Here is a 16618-nt window from a genome sequence, read left to right as displayed (position 1 = left end):
CATGGATGCTTCAATCAAGCAATTATTAAAAGGAGTAAACCTATATTTAATTGGCATGATGGGAAGTGGTAAAACTACCATTGGTAGTTTACTAGCACAAGCAGTCAATTATAGTTTTATAGATACTGATGAAATTATAGTCAAAGCTGCGGGTAAACCCATCAGCGATATTTTCACCACCGAGGGAGAACCAGCATTTCGTCAACTGGAAAGTAATGTTTTAGCTCAGGTCTGTGCCTATACTAAATTAACCATTGCTACGGGTGGAGGCATTGTTCTGCGCCGAGAAAATTGGAGTTATCTCCATCATGGGTTAATAATTTGGCTTAATGTACCAGTAGAAATACTACTAGAGCGATTAAAGGAAGATCAAACAAGACCTCTTTTACAAGACCCAGACCCCCAGAGTAAATTGCGATCGCTTTTAGATGAGCGTTATAGTTTGTACTCCCAGGCTGATTTACATATTGAGATTACCCAACAGGAAACACCAGAACAGACTGTAACCAATATTGTGCAGGCAATTCCTAGAGTTCTGAAAACACCGGTGGAGAAATCCCAAAATTAACCCGCTAAAGCTATATTTAGTTTCATAGCAAATTCAGCATCAAACTTGGAATATTTACATAATGGTTAACGATATTGAGTATATCAGGCAAGCAGAAGCCACCCGCGTTAAGATTCTCAGCGAAGCTCTACCATATATCCAACAGTTTTCAGGTCGTACCGTAGTAGTCAAATACGGAGGTGCGGCAATGAAAGACAGTAGTCTTAAAGACAAAGTTATTCGTGACATTGTATTTTTATCTTGTGTCGGTCTAAGACCAATTTTGGTTCATGGTGGTGGTCCTGAGATTAATAGCTGGTTGGATAAACTAGGGATCGAACCACAATTTAAAAATGGCCTGCGAGTAACCGATGCACCAACCATGGATGTGGTAGAAATGGTGCTGGTAGGTAGAGTCAATAAAGAAATAGTCTCTCTGATTAACCAATCTGGTGGTATGGCAGTGGGACTTTGTGGTAAAGATGGTAACTTGATTACTGCTCGTCCCCAGGGAGATGAAAGTATTGGTTTTGTGGGGGAAGTCAGCAGTGTTAATATCAAGGTTCTAGAAACCCTTTCTAAAAGTGGTTATATTCCAGTAGTTTCTAGCGTAGCAGCTGACGATAGCGGACAGGCTTATAACATTAACGCTGATACGGTAGCAGGAGAAATAGCAGCTGCTTTAGGAGCGGAAAAGTTAATTTTATTAACGGATACTAGGGGGATTTTAACAAACTACAAGGATCCATCTACTTTGATTCCTAAAGTGGATATTAGAGAAGCAAGAGAATTGATTAATGATGGTATAGTGAGTGGGGGTATGATCCCTAAGGTTAACTGTTGTGTGCGCTCTCTTGCTCAGGGGGTAAAGGCCGCCCATATAATTGATGGTCGTATTCCCCATGCTCTATTGTTAGAAATATTCACGGATGTGGGGATTGGAACTATGATCTTAGGATCTCAGTTTCAGTAAACACTAATAGGGCTTGTATCCAAAAGTTTCTCGATGAGCTGGAGGAGAAATTTAAGCCCTAAGTAACTATCAATGAACTAATCACCAATGGGCACAGAAAACCTAGAAACTGCGAAAAATCTCTACTCCCAGGGCAAAATTGCCTTTGAGAACGGTGAATATCAACAATCTGTAGATAACTTGGAAAAAGCTACTAGTCTACTGTCGCAAAATTCTCGCTTTGCTGGAGAAGTAAATATCTGGTTAGTTAACGCTTATGAAGCTACGGGAAGATCCCAAGAGGCGATCGCCCTTTGTCAACAACTTTCCCATCATCCCCATTATGAAGTTAAATCCCAGGCTAAGCGCTTAGTCTACATATTAAAAGCTCCCAAACTTAAACGACCAAAAGAATGGATGACAGAGATACCTGATTTTGCTACAATTTCTGAGCGTCAAACCAAAACCCTAATTGCTCCGCAAAAATCAACTTTGCCCAAGAAGTCCCCGGATTCAGAATATGTGGATCTTAGTCAGGTAAACACACAGGATAATCTTTTTATTTGGGTGGCTTTAATTATTGCTGCTTGTACTATTTCCTATTTAGTTTGGTTGAGTTTCTGAATGGGTTGTTAGCAGTTAGATGGAGTTTACCTTGTTCTAAAGGAGAAAATATATGGCCACATACAAAACCACAAGGTTGGTTTTTAAAAACAGTATCCATAGCAGAAGCTTAATAAAGCTGGCAAAAAACTCCAAAAAGGTGATGATGATTTTAATCATCTTTATGTCCTTAATCTTATCCGGTTGTGTAGAATACAATCTGGGTATTAATTTCCATGACAGTAATAATGCTGAATGGGTACAACACATTCGGATTGCTGAAAACTTGACCAGTTTCAGCAGTGATTATTTACAGGAGTGGTTTAATGTTTTATCTCGTCGCGTTAGCAACATAGGGGGTTCCACCAAATATATTTCTCCTGGTGAACTGATGGTGAAAATACCTTTTACTCATGGTCAAGAACTAGAGGAGAAATTAGCCAATTTTTACCCACGCTCCCTACAAACCTCTCTCCATGAACCAATCAATATTACTTCCAACATAACTCTAAAAGAAAATAACTTTTTGTTCCTATCCAGAAATAATTTAATTTATCAATTGGATCTGCGCTCTTTAGCAGGAGTGGTCGCCCAGCAAAACAGTTCAAATACAACTCAAATTTCCCTCTTCAACATAGACTTTACCCTAAAAACACCCTGGGGAATCAAGAATATTAATTCCACGGCAAAACCTCTCCCACCAGAAACAAATAACCGACAAATAACATGGCAAATGCAACTGGGAGAGTTAAATCAAATAAATGTAGTGTTTTGGCTCCCCAATATGCTTAGTATTGGAACTTTGATGATTATTATTTTAGTTTGGTATGGTTACTACTTGAAATACTCCAGGTCAAACACACCCAAGCAAGGCTGATAATCAATAATATATTTAAACATATTTAAGGCGACAACCGCTCTATTTTCCAATCATGATTATGCAACCGGGTATACAGTAATCTATCGTGTAAACGACTAGAGCGCCCCTGCCAAAATTCAATTTGCTGGGGAATCACCCGAAACCCTCCCCAGTGAGGAGGTCTGGGTATTAATTGATTTTCATATTTTTGCTCAAGTTCTAACAGTTTTGATTGCAAAAACTCCCGATGGGGAATGACTTCACTTTGATTGGAAGCCCAAGCACCTAAACGACTGCTATGGGGACGCACTTCAAAATACCCATCAGACTCCTGGGGGGAAATTTTTTCTACCCCACCCACGATTCTCACCTGACGCTCCAATTGTGCCCACCAAAAAACTAATGCTGCATGGGGATTTATCGTTAATTCTTGTCCTTTATGACTATTATAATTAGTAAACAACACAAAACCTCTCTCGTCAAAGTCTTTTAATAAGACCATTCTGGCTGAAGGTTTGCCGTCAGAGCTGCAAGTTGCCAGGGTCATGGCATTAGGTTCGGGTAATTCCGCTGCTATAGCTTGATCAAACCACATTCTAAATTGTACAAGGGGATTACCATTAATACTTTTCTCGTCTAGTTCTTGTAAAGAGTAGTCCTGTCGAAGATCGGCTATAGTTCTATCCATTTTTGTGTTCCTGATTACTAAACATGCGACTTTCAGCTTCCCTGCAGACTATATTAACATACGGACTGGCTTGTCCACTTATCGCTGTGAATGTTTGGTTACTCTCTTTGTTGTTCCATTACTTCCAGCACCCAATCACTATCCTCAGCATCGCAGCTATTTTAGCTTTTTTGCTCAATTACCCTGTGCAGTTACTAGAAAAGGCCAGGATTACTAGAACTTACTCAGTAATAATAGTTTTAGTGATCACTTTAACCCTATTGGTGATTCTAGGTTTTACCCTAGTCCCCATGCTAGTTGAACAAACAACCCAGCTCCTCAAGAATATCCCCGATTGGGTGACTTCCAGTCAAGAAAATTTAAGTAGGTTACAGGTTTTAGCTCGTCAAAAGCGTTTGCATATTGATTTTAGTGTGGTTAGCAGTCAAATCAATGCCAGCGTGCAAAACATTCTACAACAAATTGCCTCCGGTGCAGTGGGTTTTGCTGGAACTTTATTGTCCGGACTGTTAAATATAGTCCTAGTCGTCGTATTGGCATTCTATATGCTGATATATGGCGATCGCTTGTGGTCTGGGTTAATTAATCAACTACCATCCTATATTGGATTACCCTTGAGTAAATCCTTACAATTGAATTTTCATAACTTTTTTTTGAGTCAACTGTTGTTAGCATTATTCATGGTAATCGCTTTAACACCAATTTTTTTATTTTTAAGAGTTCCCTTTGCCCTATTATTTGCAATTATTATAGGGATTTCCGAGCTAGTTCCTGTGATTGGTGCTACTTTAGGTATAGGGTTCGTGACCTTACTAGTATCCCTACAGACTTGGTGGTTAGCATTTCCAGTAGCAATGGTGGCAATCATCATACAACAGATCAGAGATAATATCCTAGCACCCAAATTACTTGGTAATTTTACCGGACTCAATCCTCTATGGATTTTCATTGCCATTTTGATGGGATTTGAAATTGGGGGTTTGCTGGGGACTTTAGTAGCAGTACCGATTGCGGGTACTATCAAGAGTACAATTGACGCGATTAGAAACAACGGAATAACTTAGAATAAATTGGTTTTTAATTATACATTCCCATGGATGCCAAAGATCTGTTAGCAACAATTAACAACCTGATTGAACAGGCCAAAAGGGGAGAGATAGATCCCTGGGATGTGGAGGTAGTGGAGGTAATTGACCGGTATTTAGAATTCATGTCACCCCAAAGTACCACCCAAGGTTATGAATCAGATTTGCACCAGTCCGGTCAGGCTTTTCTATCCGCATCTATGCTTGTTCTGTTTAAAGCAAATACTTTAATGGATTTATCAAGAATAGATAGTGCAATAGATAATAGTTTTGAAGATGTAGTTACAGATGATAACAATACAGAGTCACATAGTATAGAGAGGTTGCAGTTAGAGAGGCAATTAAGAAGGCGGACCGCTGCCATGCCCCCACCTAAGCGTCGCGTTACTCTGGTAGAATTAATCGAGCAGTTACAGATTATGGCTAGTCAGCTAAAGGAGGTAGAAAAGCCAAACAAATCGGAGCGACCTAGGCGTCAGCCAACTATGAAAACCATGAAAGCGGCCTTAGAATTAGCCCACCAGGAAAATCTCACCCAGGTTGCTGTGGAGGTGGAACAGGTGTTGCTTCTAGCAGCAAAAGAAGAAAATTCATCAGAACCATCCTGGGGATTAGAAGAACTGGTAGAGTTGTGGAGTGGTACACAACAAGCAAATCAGGTGGACAAAAAATCTAGCAGTGAGCACAATTCCGAGCATGGTAACCTAGTCAGTGTGTTTTGGGCACTATTGCTCCTTTGTGCCCAGTCTAAAGTAGAGCTATTCCAGGAAGAATTTTATCAAGAAGTCAAAGTGCGGTTATTAAGACAGAAGTAGTTGCTAGTACCCTAAATTCTTAGATCAAATTTGATAAATATATGGTAATGGTAAATTATTGGTTGGTGGGCCAGCTATAACTAAAAATCCGTGGTTGTCAAAAAGTATTGGATAATCAAACTATAATTGGGTATTTTAATGATAATAAACTGGCTTGTGGTTGAGGAACAGGAGTAACATTTTATGAAAGCAATGATTCTAGCAGCGGGTAAAGGCACTCGTGTACGCCCTATTACATATACCATTCCTAAACCAATGATTCCCATTCTGCAAAAGCCAGTAATGGAGTTTTTGCTAGAGTTATTGCGTAAACATGGGTTTGACCAGATCATGGTTAATGTGAGCCATTTAGCTGAGGAGATAGAAAATTATTTCCGTGATGGTCAAAGGTTCGGAGTGCAGATTGGTTATTCTTTTGAGGGTAAAATAGACGATCAAGGGAAATTAGTGGGGGAAGCTATCGGTTCAGCTGGGGGAATGCGTCGTATCCAAGATTTCTCACCTTTTTTTGATGAAACATTTGTAGTTTTGTGTGGTGATGCTTTAATTGATTTAGACCTCACCGCAGCAGTTAAGTGGCACAGGTCTAAGGGTGCAATGGCTACTATTATTACCAAGTCTGTCCCCCAAGAGGAAGTTTCTAGTTATGGTGTGGTTGTCACAGATCATGATAACCGAGTGCGAGCTTTTCAGGAAAAACCATCCGTTGAAGAAGCTCTCAGCACCAATATTAACACCGGTATTTATATCTTTGAGCCAGAAGTGTTTAAGTATATCCCATCCGGTGTTGAATATGACATTGGTAGTCAGTTGTTCCCCCACCTGGTGGAAATTAATGCTCCCTTTTATGCTATCCCCATGGATTTTGAATGGGTAGATATTGGTAAAGTACCTGATTATTGGCGGGCAATTCGCGGTGTTTTACTGGGAGAGATTAAAAATGTACAAATACCCGGTTATGAAGTTGCTCCAAATATATATACTGGTTTAAATGTAGCCGTAAATTGGGATCGGGTAGATATTACTGGACCTGTTTACATTGGTGCTATGACTCGAATTGAGGATGGGGCCAAAATTGTCGGACCATCCATGATTGGACCAAATTGCTGGATTTGTGGAGGTGCGACTGTGGATAATAGTGTGATTTTTGAATGGTCTCGCTTAGGTCCAGGAGTTCGCTTGGTAGATAAGTTGGTATTTGGACGGTATTGTGTAGATAAAATGGGCGCTGCTATTGACGTACAAGCAGCAGCTTTAGATTGGCTAATTACTGATGCACGTCAAATCCCACCCGCCGAAATTCCTCCAGAACACCAAGCGATCGCCGAGTTGTTAGGAGCAATTACAGTTTAGGAAATGGTAGGGGAATGGGGATTGATAACTTTGATTAACTGTTATTTAGATACGTATATCTTCTCAGACTTTGTTCATAGGTTTGCAGCAATCTTTGGGATTCGGATAAGGTGATACGGTCTTCTAATAGAGCTTGTTCACAACGCTGGCGAATATTTTCTACCATGTCTTCTGAATCATACTGGACATAACTGACTACTTCGCTCATGGTATCCCCTTTGACAACGTGCTCAATTTGGTAACCTTTGGGCGTAAGTTGAATGTGAACAGCATTGGTATCACCAAACAAGTTATGTAGGTTGCCCATGATTTCTTGGTAAGCACCGTTGAGGAACATCCCTAAATAATAGGGTTTATCAGGGTTGAATTTATGCAGCTCTAAAACCGATTTAACATCTCTTAGATCGATAAATCGGTCGATTTTGCCATCGCTATCACAAGTTAGATCTGCTAAAATACCCCTTTGAGTCGGTTCTTCATCTAAACGGTGGATGGGCATGATGGGAAATAATTGGTCTATGGCCCAACAGTCCGGTGCTGATTGAAATACGGAAAGATTAATGTAGTAGATAGAAGCCATGATTTTTTCCAGATCTTCCAATTCATCTGGTACATATTCTTGTTGCCTAGTAATTTCCAGGATTTTTTGACAACAAGCCCAGTATAAACGCTCAGCCTTGGCTCGCTCCTGTAGACGTAATATGCCTAAGTTAAATCGACTAATCGCTTCTTCCTTGAACTGGGCAGCGTCATGATAGAACTCCTGATAGTTCTCTTTGTTGATACACTGATATGTCTCCCACAAATATTTGATAATTGGGGATTCTCCTTCCTGGAGCTCCTCCGGTGGATTCAGTGGAACATCACTGGTACTTAAAACATCAAAGATAAGCACGGACTGGTGTGATGCGATCGCTCTTCCACTTTCACTAATTAGGGTAGGTACGGGAATTTTACTTTCCGAGCATGTATCTTTCAACTCCGCTACAATATCATTGGCATAGTTTTGCATATTGTAGTTTTTAGAGGCATAGAAATTGGTTTGGGAACCATCATAATCTACTCCTAAACCACCACCCACATCCAAGAACTTCATGTCAGCACCTAACATTGCCAGTTCCACATAGATACGACTAGCTTCTTGAATGGCATCTTTAATCACATTAATCGCGGAAATTTGTGAGCCAATATGAAAGTGAAGTAGTTGTAAACAATCCAGTAAATTGGCTGATCTTAACCTATCCACAGCTTCCATGATTTCTGGAATAGTCAAGCCAAATTTAGCACGGTCTCCCGTAGAAGTTCCCCATCTACCCATACCTTGAGTGCTTAATTTTGCCCGTACTCCCAAAATGGGTTTAATCCCTAACTGAGCACTAGCTGCGATCGCTAAATCGACCTCTTCAATTTGTTCCAGGACAATAATTGGAGTTTGTCCTAGTTTTTGAGCCAACATTGCTGTTTCAATATATTCTCGGTCTTTATAGCCATTACAAACTAATAAAGCTCCTGGTGTGTCTAATAAAGCCAGAGCAATCATTAATTCTGGCTTAGAACCTGCTTCCAGTCCAAACTGATGAGGCTTGCCAAAACGCACCAAATCTTCAATTAAGTGCCGTTCTTGGTTGCATTTGACTGGAAAAACTCCCCTATACACTCCAGAATAATTATAGCGAGCGATCGCCTTAGCAAAGCAAGAGTTTAAGCGCTCTATACGATCCTCCAAAATATCAGAGAAACGAATTAACAAAGGTAGTCCTAGATTTCGTTGTTTTAAAGCATTGACCAACTCAAATAAGTCCAGAGATCCCCCCCGATCTCCCTTGGGAGAGACTGTCACATGTCCTGCTGCATTAATGGAAAAATAAGGTCTACCCCAACCTTCAATGCGATATAGATCTTCACTATCCTCTATTTTCCAACTGCGGGATAAATCACCCGATTTAGTGCTGGGGGGTAGTAGTTTTTTATGTTTTTGGTTTTTCAATTCTGATTTATGTCCATTAGTATGAACTTTGACGATTTCATCGGTAATTGACTCGACACCCATTTCTTCCTCACCTTATGTTGTGTTTACCCACAGAGTAATAATTTAACAAATTAAATCCCCAGCTGTAATTAATCCACATTCCTAGGATTTTCAATTTTCGTTTGATAATAGTATGAGAAATATGTTAAATTTAATTAAGATTGCGGGAAAACCTCCCAGATCTAGCTTAGGCAAACTGTGTTGCCATGTCAAATTACAAAATGGATTTATAAGCATCCGTTACAAAATTAGTCATATTAGTACTAGAGGCGAATTAACAGATGAAATTTTCCTGGAGAGTTGTAGCACTTTGGTCAGTTCTGGCCCTAGTAATAGGCTTTTTTCTCTGGCAAGGTACATTTGCTGGATCCCCAGGGGATCAAAGCAAAAACGCTGCCAATACCAGAATGACCTACGGACGATTTTTGGAATACCTGGATGCTGATCGTGTAACTAGTGTGGACCTATACGAAGGGGGTAGAACAGCTATTATTGAAGCCCTGGATCAAGATATTGAGAACCATGTTCAACGTTGGCGTGTAGATCTACCCTTAAATGCGCCCGAGTTAATAAACAAACTAAAAGAACACCAAGTCAGTTTTGATGCTCACCCAGTTCGTAACGACGGTGCCATCTGGGGTCTATTGGGCAATTTAGTCTTCCCCGTTTTATTGATTGGTGGTTTATTCTTTTTGTTCCGTCGTTCTAACAACCTTCCTGGGGGACCTGGTCAAGCCATGAGTTTTGGTAAATCTCGTGCTCGCTTCCAAATGGAGGCTAAAACCGGAGTAAAATTTGACGACGTAGCTGGTATTGAAGAAGCTAAAGAGGAATTACAAGAAGTTGTTACCTTCTTAAAGCAACCAGAGAAATTTACTGCAGTAGGGGCAAAAATTCCCAAAGGTGTGTTGCTAGTAGGACCACCGGGAACAGGTAAAACCCTATTAGCAAAAGCAATTGCTGGTGAAGCAGGCGTACCATTCTTTTCTATATCCGGTTCGGAATTCGTAGAAATGTTTGTGGGTGTGGGAGCTTCCCGAGTTCGTGACCTGTTTAAAAAAGCCAAAGATAACGCCCCTTGTATTATCTTTATAGATGAAATTGATGCTGTAGGTCGTCAACGGGGTGCGGGTATAGGTGGTGGAAATGATGAGCGGGAGCAGACCCTGAACCAATTGTTAACGGAAATGGATGGTTTTGAAGGTAACACTGGCATCATTATTATTGCTGCTACCAACCGTCCTGATGTCCTTGACTCAGCTCTTTTACGTCCTGGACGTTTTGACAGACAGGTGACCGTAGATACACCTGATATTAAGGGACGGTTAGAAATCTTAGAGGTTCATGCCCGCAACAAGAAACTAGATCAAAGCGTGTCCTTAGAGGCAATTGCCCGTCGAACTCCTGGATTTAGCGGTGCTGACCTAGCCAACTTATTGAATGAAGCGGCCATTTTGACCGCCAGAAGACGCAAAGAAGCAATTACCCTATTAGAAATTGATGATGCGGTTGACCGGGTAGTAGCAGGGATGGAAGGCACTCCTTTAGTAGACAGCAAGAGTAAGCGATTAATTGCCTACCATGAAATAGGACATGCCTTAATAGGTACTTTGTTAAAAGATCATGATCCAGTCCAAAAAGTCACCCTAATTCCCAGAGGACAAGCACAGGGTTTAACCTGGTTTATGCCTAATGAAGAACAAGGATTAATTACCCGTTCTCAACTCAAGGCGAGAATTACAGGTGCTTTAGGAGGGCGTGCAGCTGAGGATGTAATTTTTGGTGCAGCAGAAGTTACTACCGGTGCAGGAAATGATTTACAACAGGTAACCGGTATGGCACGCCAAATGGTAACACGTTTTGGTATGTCCGAACTTGGTCCCCTATCCCTAGAAAGTCAACAAGGCGAAGTCTTTTTAGGACGTGATTGGACAACCAGATCCGAGTATTCCGAATCTATTGCCGCTCGTATTGACACACAAGTGAGAACAATTGTAGAAGAGTGTTATGATTTGGCAAAAAACATCATGAAGCAAAATCGTACTCTTACTGATCGTCTAGTAGATCTTTTGATTGAAAAAGAGACCATAGACGGTAATGAGTTCCAGCAAATCGTAGCTGAGTATACTGTTGTTCCCGATAAAACCCAGTTTGTTCCCCAGCTATAAGTAGGGAATTATTTGTAGGATGGGTGGATGTAACCCATCCTAAGATTTTCCTGGGTTGAGTTTAATAACTCAGATTCAATCCCAACTTACCTGACGGAAAAAGCCTCATTGAACCTTCTAGTAATTGGTTCCACAATAAAAGTCAGAATTGATTTTTTGCGAGTCACTATTTCCGCATTTGCCATCATCCCTGGAGTAAACTCCACCTCCTGACCATCCATAGTAATTGAATGCTTATTTAACCTAATCCTAGTGGGAAAAACCAAACCTAATTTTTCATCAACCACCGCATTAGGACTAATTTGTAAAACCTCAGCATCCACCACACCGAATTCTTGAAAAGGGAAAGTTGCCAACTTCACCTTTGCTGTCATACCTTGACGAATAAAACCAATATCACGATTGAGAACTTTTACCTCTAGTAGAATATCTTCTCCTTCAGGTAAAATGGAGAGTAATTCTTCACCGGATTGAACTGGACCTTTGGTGGCTTTGATTTTATAAATTATTCCCGATACTGGGGCCTTAATTATTTCTTTCTCCCTTTGTTTTTTTGCCTGGTCTAATTGTCCAACAATATTGGTCAGTTCTTCTTTACGTTTATTTATCTGGGTTAAAATTTCGCTTTGTCTCTCTGATGCTAATATTAGACTTTGACTTTTAGCTGATTGATAGGTCTGTTGTGCTTGATTAATTTCTTGTTTTTGAGCAGCAATATCTTTTTCTAAAGAGGTCACCCTATCCTGGGCTTCCAGTAGTCTGTTTTTAGCATTATTTACCTCATTAACAGCTCTGATAATATCCGTATTTGCCCTATTTACCCTCTCCAGAGCTTCCAGATAGTCAACCCTAGGAACTGCACCAGGAGTGAGTAGAGTCCTGAGATTTTCTTCTCTAGTGGTGGCAATTTTCAAATTGCTTTGTATTTGATTACGAATATTTTCTGCGTTGACTAAATTGTTTTGGGAATTAACTACACTAGGTTTACTGTTAGCTAGATTTTCTTGCAAGCGACTCAATCTGATTTTTGCTTGCTGAATATTGGCAAGCTGTCGCTTTGCTTCTGCTTCTGCAGCCATTTGTTTAGCCTTGTAGTCTAATAACCGAGAATTTAACAACTCGTCTTGTAATTTGGTTCCCCTAGTTTTTGCTCCAGTTCTTTCAGTGTCTAAACGTTGTAAATCTTCCTCAATTAATTTACTGGCCTTTGTTAAACGGTTAATATCAGTTTGTTGAAAATCAGGATTCCTTTCAATTAACACTTGATCTTTAGTAACCCGATCTCCTTCCTTGACCTTTACTGCTAAAATAGAACCATTACCCAGGGATGTGACCGGTCTAATTTGAGTAGAAGCGATTAACTCACCCGTTGCAGTTGCGACTTCATCAACTTGAGAAAGGTGAGCCCATAAAATACTGCTAAATACAATTGCACTAATAGTTCCAGCTAATAGTCGGGTATAAATAGGAGGGAGTTCTTGTACTGCTTTACCCAATTCATAAGATAATTTTTCCTCTGGTTTGGCAAAGTTTTCCTTAGTTTGACGAACTTGAACCGCATTGGCCCATGGGGAATATTTCATATATACCAAAAGGGAGAGATAGGACTATAGTTTTTAAAAACAGTTGGTTGATTAACAAAAATCGTCAATTGTTAACATATTCGATGCTAATACAAGTAATGATAAAATGGTGTAGTCTGAACAACAACTTGCCAATGAATTTTTCCATTCAAATAAAATAGGTTAATCGTTAAAATTCATGGCTGGGTGGTTGACTCCCGGGTCATGCTATTATCTAGCTAGGAAAATGAGGAAATAAACTGTGTTAAAATTCTTTGCAGACAGAGGTGGAACATTTACAGATATTGTAGCGTTAACAGATAATCAGGACATAATCAATAGATTATTAAACTACCCCCAGAGATTTTTAATTGTTCCCTTACCCGATCAACAATGGGTAATAGTTTATAAATTATTGTCAGAGAATCCCGATCAGTATACAGATGCGGTAATTCAAGGACTTCGTGATATTATGGGAATTCCCCCCCAACAGAGTATTCCTGGTCAAACTATAGAAGTGATTAAAATGGGAACAACAGTAGCAACAAATGCACTGCTAGAAAGACATGGAGACCGGGTTGTTTTAGTTATTAATAAAGGCTTTAAAGATGCTTTAAGAATTGGTTATCAAAACCGTCCTAACATTTTCGCCCGACAGATAATTTTACCTACCATGCTGTATGAAGCAGTAATTGAAGTAGATGCTAGATATGATGCTCATGGTAACGAGTTATTTCCCGTAAATTATCAGAAAATTAAATGCGACCTACAAACAATTCATCAAACAGGAATTGACAGTTGCGCCATTGTTCTCATGCATGGCGATCGCTATCCCACACATGAACAAGAAATAGGCAAAATTGCTGAAGAAATTGGATTTACCCAAATTTCTATTTCCCATCAAGTTAGTCCCCTAATGAAACTTGTGAGTCGGGGAGATACAACAGTTGTGGATGCTTATTTAACACCCATATTACGTCGTTATGTCAATCAGGTTTCCAGTCAGGTTCCTGAGGTCAAATTAATGTTTATGAAATCTGACGGTGGGTTAACTGATGCAGAGAAATTTCAAGGTAAAGATAGCATTTTAAGTGGGCCTGCTGGTGGTATTGTTGGTGCAGTACAAACTAGTAAAAGAGCAGGATTTAATTTAATTATCACCTTTGATATGGGAGGAACAAGCACAGATGTGGCCCATTTTAAAGGGGAATATGAAAGACAATTAGATTCGGAAATAGCAGGTGCGCGGATGCGAGTTCCCGTCCTAGCGATTAATACCATTGCTGCAGGTGGAGGTTCAATTTTATCTTTTGATGGATCCACCTATCGTGTAGGTCCAGAATCTGCAGGTTCAAATCCCGGACCTGCATCCTACAGACGGGGGGGACCATTAACAGTCACAGACGCTAATATTATGTTGGGGAAGATTCAACCCCAATACTTTCCAGCAGTTTTTGGAAATGATGGTCAATTACCTTTGGATAGGGAAATAGTGCTGGAGAAGTTTACAAACTTGACCCAGAATATGACATTAACTACAGGAAAATCCTTTTCTCCTCCACAGGTAGCATCAGGATTTATTGCTATTGCTGTGGAAAATATGGCTAATGCCATTAAAAAAATTAGTCTACAACGGGGTTATGATATTAGCGAATATGTATTATGTTGTTTTGGAGGTGCAGGTGGACAGGTAGCTTGTTTAATTGCGGATACTTTAGGAATGAAAAAGATATTTTTGCATCCCTTTGCTGGTGTATTGTCAGCTTATGGAATGGGTTTAGCTGATGTGAGAGCTACCAGAGTCACCGGAGTAGAAAAACCCTTGAGTCAGTCCTTAATTCCCCAATTACAGGAATTAGTTACCCGTTTAGAAATTTCCGCCAATCAAGAATTAAATCCAGCAGAACATCAGGTAAATCATTTGTCAGTCAGGGTGATTAAAAACCTTAACCTCAAGTATGAGGGAACTAATTCTACCTTATCCGTCGATTTTAGAAACGATATAGAATTAATACAGCAGCAATTTGCCAGGGAACACAAATCAAGATATGGGTTTATTCAGCCAGAAAAAACCTTAATTGTGGAATCTATTTTTGTCGAGGTGATTCAACAGATGGACACACCAGAAGAACCCATCATTTCCCGTCAACTTCCCCAGGGGCAAATTCCCCAACCTTTAGAAGTAGTTGAGCTATTTACCGCCAATAGATGGTGGCATACTCCAGTTTATAGAAGAGAAGATTTACAACCGGGAGATATTATCCCAGGTACTGCTATTATTGTGGAGAAAATCAGCACCATTGTGGTTGAACCCAATTGGCAAGTAAAATTAACTGAACGTAATCATTTAATCTTGGAAAGAGCAGAAAGATGAAAAAACTATATGATCATATTCAGCCAGATCCAGTTCGCTTAGAAATTTTTAAAAATCTCTATCAATTCATTGCCGAACAAATGGGAATAGTGCTGCAAAACACAGCTGTATCAGTTAATATTAAGGAACGTCTGGATTTTTCCTGCGCTATTTTTGACAGTTCTGGTTTATTAGTTGCTAACGCTCCTCATATTCCTGTGCATTTAGGTTCCATGAGTGAAAGCGTGCGCTGTTTAATTAATGATTTGGGAACTACAATTAAACCAGGCAATGTTTATCTATCCAATAATCCCTACAATGGGGGAACCCATTTACCTGATGTTACTGCTATCACGCCCATATTTTTACCCCCATTTTCAAATATGTTTTTAAAAACTGGGCAAGACTCTCCCCTATTTTTTGTTGCATCCCGAGGACACCAATCAGATATCGGTGGTATTACCCCCGGATCCATGCCTCCCCATAGTACGGATATTACCCAAGAAGGGATTATTTTTGATAATTTTCTCCTGGTTCAGGAAGGAGAGCTACAAGAAACCTCTGTGAGAAATTATCTGTTAAATCATCCCTATCCCAGTCGCAATCCTGAGCAAAATATAGCAGATTTTAAAGCTCAAATTGCCGCTAACGCCAGGGGAAGCCAAGAATTAATAAAAATGGTTGATCACTATGGGCTGGAAACTGTAAAAGTTTATATGCAGTTTGTACAAGATAATGCGGAAGAATCAGTAAGAAGAACTATCAATGTTTTAAAAAATGGATCCTTTACATATGTCATGGATAGTGGGGCAAAAATTCAAGTTCAAGTCACTATTAATCGGGAAAATCGCACAGCTAAAATTGATTTTACGGGCACATCACCACAATTAAAGAGTAATTTTAATGCACCTAAAGCTGTAACCCAAGCAGCAGTATTATATGTCTTTAGAACTCTGGTAGATGACAATATTCCTCTTAATGCTGGCTGTCTCAAACCTTTAGAAATTATTATTCCTCAAGGTTGTATGCTAAATCCCACCTATCCCGCAGCAGTAGTAGCAGGAAATGTGGAAACATCACAAACTATTGTTGATGCTTTATATGGTGCCCTAGGTGTAATGGCTGCTTCCCAAGGAACTATGAATAATTTCACTTTTGGCAATGAAAAATATCAATATTATGAAACTATTTGCGGTGGTTCCGGAGCAGGTATGGACTTTGATGGCACAGATGCAGTTCACACTCACATGACTAATTCCCTACTTACCGATCCAGAAGTGCTAGAAACCCGTTATCCGGTAATAGTGGAAAGTTTTACTATCCGTGAGAATAGTGGGGGTAAAGGAAAATATTCCGGGGGTAATGGGGTGGTCAGAAAAATCAAATTTCTGGAATCCATGACGGCAAATATTCTTTCTGGTCATCGTTTAGTCCCCCCCTTTGGATTAAATGGTGGAGCACCAGGAAAGGTGGGAAACAACTGGATACAACGTGAAAATGGCATCCAAGAGGTTTTAGATAGCACTGCTACCGCAGAAATGCAACCAGGAGATATTTTTGTCATAGAAACTCCTGGTGGTGGTGGATTTCAGGAGCAATAAACC

The 16618-nt window shown here is 40.0% G+C and carries 13 protein-coding genes; 10 read left to right on the top strand and 3 right to left on the bottom strand.

Annotation, left to right across the window (positions count from 1 at the left end; translation table 11 throughout):
- Position 1 precedes the first annotated feature (1 nt).
- From IAR63_RS08855 to IAR63_RS08840, 4 genes are all read left to right on the top strand, one after another.
- Positions 2 to 568, top strand: coding sequence for a shikimate kinase (locus tag IAR63_RS08855; RefSeq protein ID WP_187704999.1), 567 nt, complete (start codon positions 2 to 4; stop codon positions 566 to 568).
- Positions 569 to 626: 58 nt separating this feature from the next.
- The gene (gene argB, locus IAR63_RS08850; RefSeq protein WP_187707418.1) at positions 627 to 1520 is read left to right on the top strand and encodes an acetylglutamate kinase; all 894 of its coding nucleotides are present in this window, start codon (positions 627 to 629) and stop codon (positions 1518 to 1520) included.
- Between the two features lie 87 nt (positions 1521 to 1607).
- Positions 1608 to 2123 carry an outer membrane protein assembly factor BamD gene (locus tag IAR63_RS08845; protein WP_187704998.1) on the top strand — a complete coding sequence of 172 codons (516 nt, stop codon included), beginning with the start codon at positions 1608 to 1610 and terminating at the stop codon, positions 2121 to 2123.
- Between the two features lie 52 nt (positions 2124 to 2175).
- Positions 2176 to 2979 carry a DUF3153 domain-containing protein gene (locus IAR63_RS08840; RefSeq protein ID WP_235678210.1) on the top strand — a complete coding sequence of 268 codons (804 nt, stop codon included), beginning with the start codon at positions 2176 to 2178 and terminating at the stop codon, positions 2977 to 2979.
- Positions 2980 to 3004: 25 nt separating this feature from the next.
- On the opposite strand, the gene pdxH is transcribed toward IAR63_RS08840, so the two are convergent.
- Positions 3005 to 3649, bottom strand: coding sequence for a pyridoxamine 5'-phosphate oxidase (pdxH, locus tag IAR63_RS08835; protein ID WP_187704997.1), 645 nt, complete (start codon positions 3647 to 3649; stop codon positions 3005 to 3007).
- A 23-nt stretch (positions 3650 to 3672) separates the two neighbouring features.
- On the opposite strand from pdxH, the gene IAR63_RS08830 reads away from it, so the two are divergent.
- The 3 genes from IAR63_RS08830 (at position 3673) to IAR63_RS08820 (ending at position 6902) form a co-directional block, all read left to right on the top strand.
- Positions 3673 to 4713, top strand: coding sequence for an AI-2E family transporter (locus IAR63_RS08830; protein WP_187704996.1), 1041 nt, complete (start codon positions 3673 to 3675; stop codon positions 4711 to 4713).
- A 29-nt stretch (positions 4714 to 4742) separates the two neighbouring features.
- Positions 4743 to 5549 (top strand): segregation/condensation protein A, encoded by an 807-nt coding sequence (locus IAR63_RS08825; protein WP_187704995.1) that lies wholly within the window; start codon positions 4743 to 4745, stop codon positions 5547 to 5549.
- 183 nt (positions 5550 to 5732) lie between these two features.
- Positions 5733 to 6902, top strand: a complete 1170-nt coding sequence (locus IAR63_RS08820; protein WP_187704994.1) for a nucleotidyltransferase family protein — start codon at positions 5733 to 5735, stop codon at positions 6900 to 6902.
- Positions 6903 to 6936: 34 nt separating this feature from the next.
- On the opposite strand, the gene speA is transcribed toward IAR63_RS08820, so the two are convergent.
- Entirely contained in the window at positions 6937 to 8952 is a 2016-nt protein-coding gene (gene speA / locus IAR63_RS08815) for a biosynthetic arginine decarboxylase (RefSeq protein ID WP_006278638.1), read from the bottom strand.
- A 260-nt stretch (positions 8953 to 9212) separates the two neighbouring features.
- Here speA and ftsH2 point away from each other — a divergent pair, with 260 nt between their 5' ends.
- Positions 9213 to 11099 carry an ATP-dependent zinc metalloprotease FtsH2 gene (gene ftsH2 / locus IAR63_RS08810; protein WP_187704993.1) on the top strand — a complete coding sequence of 629 codons (1887 nt, stop codon included), beginning with the start codon at positions 9213 to 9215 and terminating at the stop codon, positions 11097 to 11099.
- An 86-nt stretch (positions 11100 to 11185) separates the two neighbouring features.
- On the opposite strand, the gene IAR63_RS08805 is transcribed toward ftsH2, so the two are convergent.
- Positions 11186 to 12682 (bottom strand): beta-barrel domain-containing protein, encoded by a 1497-nt coding sequence (locus IAR63_RS08805; RefSeq protein WP_187704992.1) that lies wholly within the window; start codon positions 12680 to 12682, stop codon positions 11186 to 11188.
- 241 nt (positions 12683 to 12923) lie between these two features.
- Here IAR63_RS08805 and IAR63_RS08800 point away from each other — a divergent pair, with 241 nt between their 5' ends.
- Both IAR63_RS08800 and IAR63_RS08795 read left to right on the top strand, forming a co-directional pair.
- A complete protein-coding gene (locus IAR63_RS08800) occupies positions 12924 to 15035 on the top strand; it encodes a hydantoinase/oxoprolinase family protein (protein ID WP_187704991.1) in 2112 nt (703 codons plus the stop codon).
- Positions 15032 to 16615 (top strand): hydantoinase B/oxoprolinase family protein, encoded by a 1584-nt coding sequence (locus IAR63_RS08795; RefSeq protein ID WP_115538111.1) that lies wholly within the window; start codon positions 15032 to 15034, stop codon positions 16613 to 16615. The genes IAR63_RS08800 and IAR63_RS08795 overlap by 4 nt, the downstream gene beginning before the upstream one ends.
- Positions 16616 to 16618: the final 3 nt, after the last annotated feature.

Origin of the sequence: Cylindrospermopsis curvispora GIHE-G1, from assembly GCF_014489415.1 — a bacterium.
GTDB lineage: Bacteria > Cyanobacteriota > Cyanobacteriia > Cyanobacteriales > Nostocaceae > Raphidiopsis > Raphidiopsis curvispora_A.
This window is presented reverse-complemented; position numbering and strand designations above follow the sequence as displayed.